13 protein-coding genes and 1 tRNA gene are annotated in these 11,769 nt (G+C 66.3%); 10 read left to right on the top strand and 4 right to left on the bottom strand.

Annotated elements, in window-relative coordinates:
- The first annotated feature begins 25 nt into the window (after positions 1-25).
- The 6 genes from glmM to folP all read left to right on the top strand — a co-directional run bounded on the left by glmM (position 26) and on the right by folP (position 5,734).
- On the top strand, positions 26-1,366 hold the full coding sequence (gene glmM, locus IFT55_RS04525) for a phosphoglucosamine mutase (RefSeq protein WP_192089418.1): 1,341 nt from the start codon (positions 26-28) through the stop codon (positions 1,364-1,366).
- Positions 1,366-1,539, top strand: coding sequence for a DUF1272 domain-containing protein (locus tag IFT55_RS04520; RefSeq protein WP_192089417.1), 174 nt, complete (start codon positions 1,366-1,368; stop codon positions 1,537-1,539). The genes glmM and IFT55_RS04520 overlap by 1 nt, the downstream gene beginning before the upstream one ends.
- A gap of 44 nt (positions 1,540-1,583) precedes the next feature.
- Entirely contained in the window at positions 1,584-2,738 is a 1,155-nt protein-coding gene (gene thiD, locus IFT55_RS04515) for a bifunctional hydroxymethylpyrimidine kinase/phosphomethylpyrimidine kinase (protein ID WP_192089416.1), read from the top strand.
- Complete coding sequence (locus IFT55_RS04510) at positions 2,731-3,327, top strand: ribonuclease HII (protein WP_192089414.1); 597 nt, start codon at positions 2,731-2,733, stop codon at positions 3,325-3,327. Before thiD ends, IFT55_RS04510 begins: the two co-directional genes overlap by 8 nt.
- Before the next feature lie 212 nt (positions 3,328-3,539).
- Positions 3,540-4,655, top strand: a complete 1,116-nt coding sequence (locus IFT55_RS04505; protein ID WP_249403553.1) for a site-specific DNA-methyltransferase — start codon at positions 3,540-3,542, stop codon at positions 4,653-4,655.
- Positions 4,652-5,734, top strand: coding sequence for a dihydropteroate synthase (gene folP / locus IFT55_RS04500; protein WP_192089413.1), 1,083 nt, complete (start codon positions 4,652-4,654; stop codon positions 5,732-5,734). Before IFT55_RS04505 ends, folP begins: the two co-directional genes overlap by 4 nt.
- 79 nt (positions 5,735-5,813) lie before the next feature.
- Here folP and IFT55_RS04495 read toward each other — a convergent pair.
- Positions 5,814-5,890, bottom strand: a tRNA-Pro gene (locus IFT55_RS04495).
- Positions 5,891-6,062: 172 nt separating this feature from the next.
- Between IFT55_RS04495 and yajC the strand changes: the two genes are divergently transcribed.
- Genes yajC through IFT55_RS04475 form a run of 4 tightly spaced genes read left to right on the top strand, consistent with a single transcriptional unit; the run spans position 6,063 to position 9,343 of the window.
- Positions 6,063-6,407: a preprotein translocase subunit YajC gene (yajC, locus tag IFT55_RS04490; RefSeq protein ID WP_192089411.1), complete on the top strand. Its 345-nt coding sequence runs from the start codon at positions 6,063-6,065 to the stop codon at positions 6,405-6,407.
- The gene (gene secD, locus IFT55_RS04485) at positions 6,407-7,996 is read left to right on the top strand and encodes a protein translocase subunit SecD (protein ID WP_192089410.1); all 1,590 of its coding nucleotides are present in this window, start codon (positions 6,407-6,409) and stop codon (positions 7,994-7,996) included. Before yajC ends, secD begins: the two co-directional genes overlap by 1 nt.
- Positions 7,997-8,006: 10 nt before the next feature.
- Positions 8,007-8,975 carry a protein translocase subunit SecF gene (gene secF / locus IFT55_RS04480; protein WP_192089409.1) on the top strand — a complete coding sequence of 323 codons (969 nt, stop codon included), beginning with the start codon at positions 8,007-8,009 and terminating at the stop codon, positions 8,973-8,975.
- Positions 8,972-9,343, top strand: a complete 372-nt coding sequence (locus tag IFT55_RS04475) for an MTH938/NDUFAF3 family protein (protein ID WP_192089407.1) — start codon at positions 8,972-8,974, stop codon at positions 9,341-9,343. The genes secF and IFT55_RS04475 overlap by 4 nt, the downstream gene beginning before the upstream one ends.
- Before the next feature lie 41 nt (positions 9,344-9,384).
- On the opposite strand, the gene IFT55_RS04470 is transcribed toward IFT55_RS04475, so the two are convergent.
- The 3 genes from IFT55_RS04470 to IFT55_RS04460 form a co-directional block, all read right to left on the bottom strand.
- Complete coding sequence (locus IFT55_RS04470; protein WP_192089405.1) at positions 9,385-9,555, bottom strand: hypothetical protein; 171 nt, start codon at positions 9,553-9,555, stop codon at positions 9,385-9,387.
- A 146-nt stretch (positions 9,556-9,701) separates the two neighbouring features.
- Positions 9,702-10,874, bottom strand: a complete 1,173-nt coding sequence (locus tag IFT55_RS04465; RefSeq protein WP_192089734.1) for a glycosyltransferase — start codon at positions 10,872-10,874, stop codon at positions 9,702-9,704.
- Positions 10,875-11,271: 397 nt separating this feature from the next.
- The gene (locus tag IFT55_RS04460) at positions 11,272-11,697 is read right to left on the bottom strand and encodes an OsmC family protein (protein WP_192089403.1); all 426 of its coding nucleotides are present in this window, start codon (positions 11,695-11,697) and stop codon (positions 11,272-11,274) included.
- Positions 11,698-11,769: the final 72 nt, after the last annotated feature.

Raw genomic sequence — 11,769 nt, 5'->3', positions numbered from 1 at the left:
ACTTACCCTGAAGGCAGCGGTCACGATGGCAAGAAAATATTTCGGTACGGACGGCATTCGCGGGCTGACCAACACCAGCCCGATGACCGCGGCGATGGCGATGCGGATCGGCATGGCGGCGGGCGCGCACTTCCGGCGCGGCGACCATCGCCACCGGGTGGTGATCGGCAAGGATACGCGGCTGTCGGGCTACATGCTTGAGAACGCGCTGGTCGCGGGCTTCACCTCGGTCGGCATGGACGTCGTGCTGGTGGGACCGATGCCGACGCCGGCGGTGGCGATGCTGACGCAGTCGATGCGCGCCGACATGGGCGTGATGATCTCCGCCAGCCACAATCCCTATTACGACAACGGCATCAAGCTGTTCGGGCCCGACGGGTTCAAACTGTCCGACGCCGCCGAACTGGCGATCGAGGCGCTGATCGAGCAGGAGATCGAACTGTCGTCCCCCGCCGATATCGGCCGGGCCAAGCGGATCGAGGATGCGCGCGGGCGCTACATCCACTTCGCCAAGTCGACCTTTCCCGAAGAATTGCGCCTCGACGGGATGAAGCTGGTGATCGATTGCGCAAACGGCGCGGCCTATAACGTCGCGCCGTCCGCGCTGTGGGAACTGGGCGCGGAGGTGATCGCGATCGGCGTCAGCCCCGACGGCAAGAATATCAACGACCGCGTCGGATCGACCGCGCCGCAGACCCTTTCCGAAACCGTGGTGGCATCGGGCGCGCATATCGGCATCGCGCTGGACGGCGACGCCGACCGGCTGATCGTGGTGGACGAAACGGGCAAGGTCATCGACGGCGACCAGTTGATGGCGGTGATCGCCGCCAGTTGGGCGCGCGCCGGGCGGCTGAAGGGCGGCGGGCTGGTCGCGACGGTCATGTCGAACCTCGGCCTCGAACGGCATCTGTCGGCGCAGGGGCTGGGGCTGGTCCGCACGGCGGTGGGCGACCGGCACGTACTCGAAAAGATGCGGTCGTCCGGCTACAATGTCGGCGGCGAACAGTCGGGGCACATCATCCTGTCCGACTATGCGACGACCGGCGACGGTCTGGTCGCGGCGTTGCAGGTGCTGGCCGAGGTGAAGCGGGCGGGCGCGCCGGCCAGCGAAGTGCTGCACCGGTTCGATCCGTTGCCGCAGTTGCTGAAAAACGTGCGCTTCGCCGGTGGAAAGCCGCTGGACGATCTGCGCGTGCAGGACGTGATCGCGGCGGCGGAGGCCGAACTGGCCGGACGCGGACGGCTGGTCATCCGGCCGTCGGGCACCGAACCGGTGATCCGGGTAATGGCCGAGGGCGACGACCGGGGACAGGTCGAGGCGGTGGTCGACCGGATCTGCGACGCCGTGCGGCAGGCGGCGGGCTGATGCTGGCGATGAAGCCCGCGTGCGAGCGTTGCGCCGCCGACCTGCCCGCCGCCGCGCACGGCGCGTTCATCTGTTCGCGCGAGGATACGTTCTGCGCCGACTGCGCGGACGAACTGGACGAGGTCTGCCCGACCTGTCGCGGTGAACTGGTCGACCGTCCGACCCGCCGGTAAGGGCGGAACTGGCACCGCCATCTACTCCCTGCTAGGTCGCCCGCATGACCATACCCCGCATCCTTATCGTCGCCGGTTCCGATTCAGGTGGCGGGGCCGGTATCCAGGCGGATATCAAGACCGCGACGATGCTCGGCTGTCACGCGATGACCGCGATCACCGCGATCACCGCACAGAACACGCTGGGCGTGGATGCGGTCCACCCCGTGCCGGTCGACATGGTGCTGGCGCAGATCGATGCGGTCGTGCGCGATATCGGCGTCGATGCGATCAAGATCGGGATGATCGGATCGCCGCGCACCGCGATGGCGCTGGCCGACCGGTTGCGTGACCTGCCCGGCGTTCCGGTCGTGTTCGATCCGGTCATGATTTCGACCAGCGGATCGCGGCTGGCGGACGATGCGACCGTCGCCGCGTTCGACCGGCTGATGGCGGTGGCGACCGTCACCACCCCCAACCTGCCCGAAACGGAAGCGCTGGGCGGCGTCGAGGCGATGCTGAAACATGGTGGCGCGGTGCTCGAAAAGGGCGGGCATGGTGAGGGTGAGGTGGTGATCGACCGGCTGCACCAGCGTGACGCGGGCCTGCCGCCGATGGTCGAATGGTCCGATCCGCGCATCGACGGCATGGCGACGCACGGCACCGGTTGTACGCTGTCGACCGCGATCGCGTGCGAACTGGCCAAGGAATGGACGCTGGGCGAAGCCTGCGCGCGCGCCCGCACCTTCGTCCGCATCGCGATGGCGGGGGCGGGCGAACTGGGTCGCGGCGCCGGACCGATGGCGCAACAAGGTGTGCGGCTGGACCTGAACCAGTCGCGCTGGTCGCCGATGCTGAACCAGGTGACGGTGCCCGCGACCGACATCGCCGCAAGCGAGCATTTTTATCGCCTGCTCGGACTGAAACAGATCGTGCGGTCCAGCCGCCGCTATGCCCGGTTCGAGAGCGAGGGCGGCGCGACCTTCTCGATCGAGATGACCGGCGATCGTCAGCGTCCGGCGGTGTATTTCGAGGTCGGCGACCTCGATATCGTCGTCCCGTATCTGAAGGGGCAGGGGGTGGCGTTCGCGCAGGAACCGGTCGACCGGGCATGGGGTTGGCGCGAGGCACGGCTGCTTGACCCGGCGGGGAACGAGGTCTGTCTGTATCAGGCGGGCGAGATGCGGCGGTTTCCGCCATGGCGCATCGCCGATGCCTGATTACGCGCACGAGGCACGCCATGTCGGGCCGGTGGCGGGGGTGGACGAGGCCGGTCGCGGGCCGCTGGCGGGGCCGGTGGTCGCCGCCGCCGTCGTGCTCGACCGCGATTGCATTCCCGACGGGCTGAACGATTCGAAACAGTTGAGCGCGGCCAGACGCGCGGTGCTCCACGCGCGGCTGATCGAATGCGCGACGGTCGGCGTCGGCATCGCGACGGTCGAGGAGATCGACCGGCTCAACATCCTGTGGGCGACGATGCTGGCGATGCACCGCGCGGTCGATGCGCTGGGCGTGGCGTGCGGCATGGTGCTGGTCGACGGCAATCGCTGTCCCGACTGGACCCATCCCAGCGTCGCGATCGTCGGCGGCGACGCGGCATCGCTGTCGATCGCGGCGGCGTCGATCGTGGCGAAACAGACACGCGACGCGATGATGATCGAGGCCGACGCACTGCACCCCGGCTATGGCTGGGCATCGAACAAGGGATATGGCGCGAAGGTGCACCTGGAGGCGCTGCGGACGCTAGGGCCGACGCCAATGCATCGCCGGAGCTTCGCCCCGGTGCGACAGGCGTGTCTTTCGCTGTAATCCCATGTCGCCATCGCGCGGACGGCAGCTTTGCGACGAGTTGAGTCGCTACCATCGGTAGTAGGTCCGTCGCCGTACCGGACTCCATATCTGGTTCGCCCAGACTCGATTCGTCGTGATCGGGAATCGAGATGTCGCCGGGAGTCAATCCCCGCCCCTTGACCAGGACTCGTGGATTCGCCGAAATGGCGGGCGCAAGGGGAAGAAATACGATGGTCGCGACGAAAATCCGGGCGGCGGCGCCCATGACGGTCAGCCTGCCGCTCGATCGCATTCTGATGGACGATTGCGTCGCGGCGATGCAGTCGCTGCCGACCGCGTCGATCGACTGTATCTTCGCCGATCCGCCCTACAACCTTCAGCTCGGCGGCGACCTGTTGCGGCCCGATGGCAGCCAGGTCGACGCGGTCGACGACGATTGGGACAAATTCGACAGCTTCGCGACCTATGACCGGTTCACCCGCGCATGGCTGACCGAAGCGCGCCGCATCCTGAAGCCCGAAGGATCGCTGTGGGTGATCGGCAGCTATCACAACATCTTCCGCGTCGGTGCGGCGGTGCAGGATCTGGGCTTCTGGATTCTCAACGACATCGTGTGGCGCAAATCGAACCCGATGCCCAATTTCAAGGGCACGCGATTCACCAACGCGCATGAAACGATGATTTGGGCATCGACCGGTGAAAAGGCGCGCTACACCTTCAATTATCGTCAGATGAAGACGTTGAACGACGAACTCCAGATGCGGTCGGACTGGGAATTTCCGATCTGCGGCGGCCCCGAACGGCTGCGTCGCGACGGGGTGAAGGTGCATCCGACGCAGAAGCCCGAAGCATTGCTGTACCGCGTGCTGCTGGCATCGACCAAACCCGGCGACGTCGTGCTGGACCCGTTCTTCGGCACCGGCACCACCGGCGCGGTCGCCCGGCGGCTGGGGCGGCGGTTCATCGGGATCGAGCGCGACGCATCCTATGTCGAGGCGGCGACCGCGCGGATCGAGGCGGCGTTGCCGCTGGACGAATCCGCGATCCGGGCGATGCGCGCACCGGTCAAGCCGCCGCGCGTGGCGTTCGGCGTGCTGGTCGAAAACGGGCTGCTCCCGCCGGGCAGCGTCGTGACCGACGCGAAGCGACGCTTCCGTGCGACGGTGATGGCCGATGGTTCGCTGTTGTCCGCGTGTGGCGCGGCGGGATCGATCCACAAGCTGGGGTCGATCGTACAGGGTGCGCCGACCTGCAATGGCTGGACGTTTTGGCATGTCGAGACGCCGGACGGGTTGCGACCAGTCGATAGCCTTCGCCAGCAATGGCTGCTCGCCACCCAGCCATGACGCTGTACCTGCGGCCGGTCCGTTTCGTCGATACGCCGGTCGGTCTGCCGGATGGATCGGTGGCGCGGCTGGCGGGCGGAATGCTGTGGTTCCCCGCCTATGAGGCGCGGCGCAGGGATGGCCCGCGCGAGGTCGTGGACGTGGTACGGTTCGACGCATGGGTCGCGATGCTGTCCCCTGCCGATGCGGAGCGTGCATGGACGCTGCACCGGCGGATCACTGCACCGCGCGCGCCGCTGACGCTGGGCGAACGGGTGCTGCGGTTCGATCAGCCGCAGGTGATGGGCATTTTGAACGTCACCCCCGACAGTTTTTCCGACGGCGCGGCGTATCTGGACGATCCGGCGGGCGCGGCGGCGGCGGGGATCGACATGGCGGCCGCCGGGGCTGCGCTGATCGATCTGGGCGGCGAATCGACCCGGCCCGGTGCGGCGACGGTGTGGGAAGGCGACGAGATTGCGCGCGTCGTGCCGGTGGTGGCGCGGCTGGCGGCGGCAGGTGCTGCGATATCGATCGACACGCGCAAGGCGGCGGTGATGGAGGCCGCGCTGGCGGCGGGCGCACACATCGTCAACGACGTTGCAGCACTGGCGTTCGACCCACGCGCGCTGTCGGTCGTAGCCGCCGCCGGGTGCCCGGTCGTGCTGATGCATTCGCCCGCGCCTGCGCAGGGACCGCATGGCGGCGACGGCTATGCCGACCCGCTGCTGGACGTCTTCGACTGGCTGGAGCGGCGGATCGAAGCGGTGGTCGCGGGCGGCGTCGACCGCACGCGGATACTAGTCGATCCGGGGATCGGGTTCGGCAAGTCGCTGGGCGACAATCTGGCGCTGATCAACGGACTGGCGCTGTTCCATGGACTGGGGTGCGCGGTGCTGCTGGGGGCAAGCCGCAAACGGATCATCGGCGCGCTGTCGAACGAAGCGGCGGCGGACCGCCGGCTGGGCGGATCGGTCGCGCTGGCGCTGGCCGGCGTCGATCGCGGCGCGCAGATCGTCCGGGTGCATGACGTCGCGGAAACGGTGCAGGCGATCCGGGTATGGCGCGGACTGCGCGATGCGGCGCTGACCGGTCGCTGAACCGGCGACCCCGTACCGGCCCGATCCGACCCGCGGCAGGCGCAGCGATCGATTCGGCCATTGGTTGGGGAAAATTCTCTGGTCGGGGCGACAGGATTCGAACCTGCGACCCCCACACCCCCAGTGTGATGCGCTACCAGGCTGCGCTACGCCCCGATCAGAGAGCGCGTGCCTTTAGGCCCGGTTGGCGCGGCATGCAAGCACGAACCGATCCGGCGTCGTCGACGGGGCATATGGTTGCGCCGGGCGCGGGCAGGTGATAGCTGCCCGCACCTGACAGGGTGCCGGTTCCGCGCGCCCGCTTTCATACCGGAATTTCAGGCTCGCGATGCTCGTATCCTCTGCCTTTGCCCAATCCGCCACCACCGCCGCCGGATCGGGCGGTATCACGGGAACCATCATCGGCGTCGCACCGCTGCTGCTGATCTTCGTGGCGTTCTATTTCCTGCTGATCCGTCCGCAATCGAAGCGGATGAAGACGTTGCAGGCCACGATCGCTGCGGTGAAGCGCGGTGACAGCGTCGTTACCGCTGGCGGGATCATCGGTCGCGTGACCAAGGTCGAGGACGCGTTCGTCGAGGTCGAGATCGCCGCCAACACCCGCGTGCGCGTGGTCAAGGCGACGATCGCCGAAGTGACGTCGCCCACCGGCACCAAGCCCGCGAACGACTGATGCTGGACTTTCCGCGCTGGAAGCAGATCGCGATCTGGGGCTTCGTCGCCCTGATGGCGTTGTTCGCCATTCCCAGCATGATGCCCGAAGCCACCCGGGCGAAGCTGCCGGCATGGCTGCCGACGCCCGCGATCAATCTGGGTCTCGATCTGGCCGGTGGCAGTTATATCCTGCTAGAAGCGAAGACCGAAGACGTCGCCGCGACCCGGATCGAAGCGATGCGCGAGATGATCGCTACCGAAATGCGTCGGACGCCACGCGTGGCGATCGGCGATATCTCGACGCGCGGACAACAGATCAGCTTCATGGTGCGCGACGCGACGCAGGTCGATGCCGCACGTGAAAAGCTGTTGGGTCTTACCGGCGGTGGCGCCGGCATGACCGGGCAACGCGAATGGGACGTCGAGGTGCGGGATACCACGCGCTTCGTCCTGACGCCGACCAGCGCCGGGCTGAACCTCGCCGTCGAGAACGCGATGAACGACGCGACCGAGGTCGTCCGCCGCCGCATCGACGAACTCGGCACGCGCGAACCGACGATCATCCGTCAGGGCAGCAACCGCATCGTCGTGCAGGTGCCCGGTCTTTCCGATCCGAAGGCGCTGAAGAACCTGCTCGGCCGTACCGCGAAGCTCGAATTCAAACTGGTCGACACCACCGCCGATCCGGCTGCGGTAGCGCAGGGGCGTGCCCCGGCGGGAAGCCAGATCCTTCCCTATCCGGGGCAGGGACCGATCGCGGTGAAGCGCGCGACCATCATTTCCGGCGATCAGTTGACCGACGCGCGTCAGAGCTATGACGAGAATCAGGCACCAGCGGTGTCGTTCAGTTTTAATTCCGAGGGCGGACGACGCTTTGCGCGCGTGACCCAGGAAAATATCGGCAAGCCGTTCGCGATCATCGTCGACAACCAGGTTATTTCCGCACCCAATATTCAGACGGCAATTCTTGGCGGTTCTGGCGTCATCAACGGCGGCTTCACCGTGGACAGCGCGAACCAGCTCGCGATTGCGTTGCGGTCTGGCAAATTGCCGGTTGATCTGGCGGTGGTCCAGGAAAGCACCGTCAGCCCCGAACTCGGTGCCGATTCGATCAAGGCAGGCGTGACGGCGGCGATCATCGCGGCGGTCGCGGTGATCCTGTTCATGATTATGACCTATGGCCGGTTCGGGATCTATTCGACGCTGGCAGTCATCATCAACGTCCTCGTCATCCTCGCGGTGATGGCGATGCTGAACGCGACGCTGACCTTGCCCGGGATCGCCGGCTTCGTGCTGACGATCGGTACGGCGGTCGACGCCAACGTGCTCATCAACGAACGCATCCGCGAGGAACGGCGACGCGGGCGCAGCGTGCTGCAATCGCTCGAATTGGGTTATAAGGAAGCGAGCCGGACGATCTTCGAAGCGAACGTGACGCATGCGATCGCGGGCGGGATCATGCTGATCCTCGGGTCGGGGCCGATCCGTGGTTTCGCGGTCGTGCTGCTGATCGGCATCGCCAGCTCGGTCTTCACCGCCGTTACCTTCACCCGCATGCTGGTCGCCGGATGGATGCGTCGCAACCGTCCGACCGACATTCATATCTAGGCCGATCGACATGCGTCTCATCAAACTTGTCCCGGACAATACCAACATCCGGTTCGTCGCGGTCCGCAAGGTCGCGTTCGCGATCACGATCGTGCTCAGCCTGTTGTCGGTCGCGTTGGTCGCCGCACGGGGTCTGAACTTCGGCGTTGATTTCATGGGCGGAGTCGCGATCGAAGAGAAATTCGCATCGCCCCCGGAGATTGACCGGGTGAGGGCCACTATCGAGCGGCTGGGCGTCGGCGAACCGGCGATCCAGCAATTCGGTGATCCGAGACTAGTGTCGATCCGGCTGCCCGCCCCCGAAAGTAGCGACGACGGTGCGACCGACCGTCTTGTCGAACGGGTGAAGACGTCGCTCGCGACTGAGTTTCCCGGCGCTACTTTCTCCAACTATTCTACCGTGTCAGGCAAGGTGTCGGACGAACTGGTGACGAACGGCATCCTTGCTGTTGTCTTGGCGATCGTCGGAATTGCCGTGTTTTCGTGGTTCCGCTACGAATGGCAGTTCGGTGTGTCTACAGCGGTCGCGATCATTCACGACGTGCTGATGACTTTAGGATTTTTTGCGCTGACCGGCATGGCGTTTGATTTGACGATCGTGGCGGCGGTGCTGACCATCATCGGATATTCCATCAACGACAAGATGGTGATCGATGATCGAATCCGCGAAAACATGCGCAAATTCCGTAAGATGGAGATGCGCGAGCTGATCGATCTGTCGGTCAACGAGACGCTGCCTCGCACCGTCATGACGTCGTTGACGATCCTGTTGGCGCTGACCGCGCTGATCGTGTTCGGCGGACATGTGCTGCGTGGTTTCACGGCGGCGATGATTCTGGGCGTAATCGTCGGCACCTATTCGTCGATCTATGTTTCGTCGTCGCTGCTCATCACGCTGGGACTGAAGCCCGGTGCGCCGGTGGGTGAGGGGACCGTCAAGGACCTGCCGCCCGCCGCACGCACCGGCAAGGGACGATGAAACTCGACCGGACGCGCAAGGGTGACGGGCCGATCGTATCGGGTCTGAGCGCCAGCGGGTTCCGGGTCGACGACGGCATCTACCCCGCGCTGCTGCTGACGCCGAAGCGTGCCGATGGCTGGTCGCCGCCCGCGTTCGAAACGCTCGACGTGGCGGCACTGACCGACATTCTGGATATCGAGCCGGGGCCGGAGTTCCTGCTGCTGGGCACGGGCGCATCGCTGCGTCAGCCGGCGCGGGCGCTGGTCCGGGCGCTCGACGCACGCGGGCTGGGGATCGAGGCGATGGACAGCCGCGCCGCAGCACGAGCGTGGGGCGTGTTGCGCGACGAAGGCCGCTGGATCGTCGGCGCCTTCTACCCGCTGTAATCCGCGACCAAACTGGCGAGATGCGCGCGCAGTTTACGTGCCTAGCGACCCCCGCTGAACGGTTCCACCGCCGCCACGGTTGCTACTGGTTCGGGAGGACCCGACAGGATCGTGACGATCGCCTGCATCAAGGCGGGCGGATCGCGCGCGGCAATGTGGCGTTCGGCGGGCGATCGATCAGCTCCCGCCATGCAATGCGGCAGCATCGGCACGATCGATCACGTTCGGCGCACCACCGGCATCAGGAGTTGGGACGGAGGTGCTCTCGCCGACGCTCCGACCCACGCATTGGCGACGCCTTCGGCTGTAGACGCTAACGTCACCCCGTGGACGAAGGCCGCTGGATCGTCGGCGCTTTCTACCCTTTGTAATCCGCGACCAGCCCGGCGAGATGCGCCCGCAATTCGCGCGCGTTGCGATCCCAGCTGAACGGTTCTGCTGCCGCCATGGTCGCAGCCGGATCGGGAGGGCGCGATAGGATCGTGGCGATCGCCTGCGCAAATGCGGTGGGGTCGCGTGCGGCGATGCGGCCGGCGGCGCGGCGATCGACCACTTCCCGCGCGGCACCGGCATCGGTGGTGACGACCGGCGTGCCGCTGGCGAGCGCCTCGACCCATGCATTGGCGAGACCTTCGGACGCTGACGCGAGCGCCATCACGTCGGCGGCGGCGAGCAGCGTCGGCAATTCGCGATGCGGCATCGCGCCGGTCAGGCGGACGCGATCGGCGATGCCCAGTTCAGTGACGCGCGCATTCAGTGCGTCTCGATCGGGACCGGAACCCACGATCCATAAAGCGACGCCGGGCAATGCCGCGACGGCATCGAGAACGATCCGGTGGCCCTTGCGTGGGATCAGCGTGCCAAGCGACACGACCAGCGGCCCGTTCACACCCAGTGCGGCGCGCGCCGATGCGCGGTCGATCGCGCCGAACCGGTCGCGGTCGATGCCGGTGCGATGGACCCGGACCGGGCGAGCGATGCCGGCGGCGGCGATATCGTCGGCCATCGATTGCGATACCGCCAGTACACCGTCCGCCGCGTCACCCGCCGCGCGAACCTGCGCGGCGGTGGCGGGGGCGTGCCCCCAATGGTGGATATCCGCGCCGCGCGCCTTGATCGACACCGGCACGCCGAAATGCCGTCCGAGATCGATGGCGGCCGGTCCGTCGGGAAAGAAGAATTCGGCATCGATCACGTCGAACGGAAAGTCGACCCGCAGTTCGGCCAGCAGGGGCCGCAGGCGACGTGCTAGCAGCGAAGCGTGCCATCGCCCCTGCGTCGCGGGCAGGTTGAGAAAGCGGGGGCGGTGAACGTCGCACCCTTGCCAGTGTTCGAAACGCGGCACGGCGGCAAAGCGGCGGTAGCGCGACAACAGCGATAGCGGAGCGGGGGGCAGGCCGATCGGCGCCACCACCTGCACCAGCGTATCAGGCAGCGCGGCCAGCCCCCGCGTCTGACGCGCGACGAACCCGCCGAAATCGGGTCGCGTACCGTCTGGAAACAGCGTGGACAGGGTCAGGACGCGGAGCATGCCGCTGCGATACTGGCGAAAGGTGAAGGCTTCGTCGCGCGCTTTTCGGTTCGGAAGCGTCGAGCGCGGGAACCGGCGCATCGTTGGGTCGGATCGACATGCACTCGATGGTATTCCTGCGGACTGACCGACCGTAATCACGGACTGGTTCCAGCGTCCGTCGTTCGGCCATCGTTGGCGGCCGAGCCTCATTCCGCATCGGCTATGGTCAGTCGACTCTGGCACAAGTCCGGGTGACGCCGTGCCGCCAGCGTTAGCCTGATGTTCATCCGGTCGGGACGAACCGGAGCGTCATCGGCGTCGCAACGACGCCGCACCCGGGCGACGACCGTCCACCCCGCGCCGTACCGGATCTGGTCCGGGGCGGCGCGGTCGCAGACGATCGTCGTCGGAGTTGTCAGCCGTTGAGCGTGTGGTCGAGCGTGATGTCGGCGTTCAGCAGCTTCGAGATGGGGCAACCCGCCTTCGCGCCCGCTGCGATCTCGGCGAACTTCGCCTCGTCGATGCCCGGTACGGTCGCGGTCAGCGTCAGCGCCGACTTGCTGACCTTGAACCCGTCGCCGTCCTTGTCGAGCGTGACCTTCGCGGTGGTTTCCAGCGTGCCGTCGGAATAGCCGGCACCGGCCAGCGCAAAGCTCAACGCCATGGTAAAACAGCTGGCATGGGCCGCCGCGATCAACTCTTCGGGATTGGTGCCCTTGCCGTCCTCGAACCGGGTGTTGAACCCGTATTGCTGGTCGGACAGTACGCCCGACTGCGTCGAAACATGGCCCTTGCCGTCCTTGCCCAGACCTTCATAGCGTGCCGATGCGCTGCGGATCATACGAATATCCTTGATACGAGATTAGGCCGGCCCGTTGCCGGACCCGCCCATTGAAATGCTTTGCAACGTCAA

The organism is Sphingomonas sp. CFBP 13720 (assembly GCF_014842075.1).
Taxonomy (GTDB): Bacteria; Pseudomonadota; Alphaproteobacteria; order Sphingomonadales; family Sphingomonadaceae; genus Sphingomonas.
Note: the sequence above shows the minus strand (reverse complement) of the source record. Positions and strands in the feature narration are given on the sequence as shown.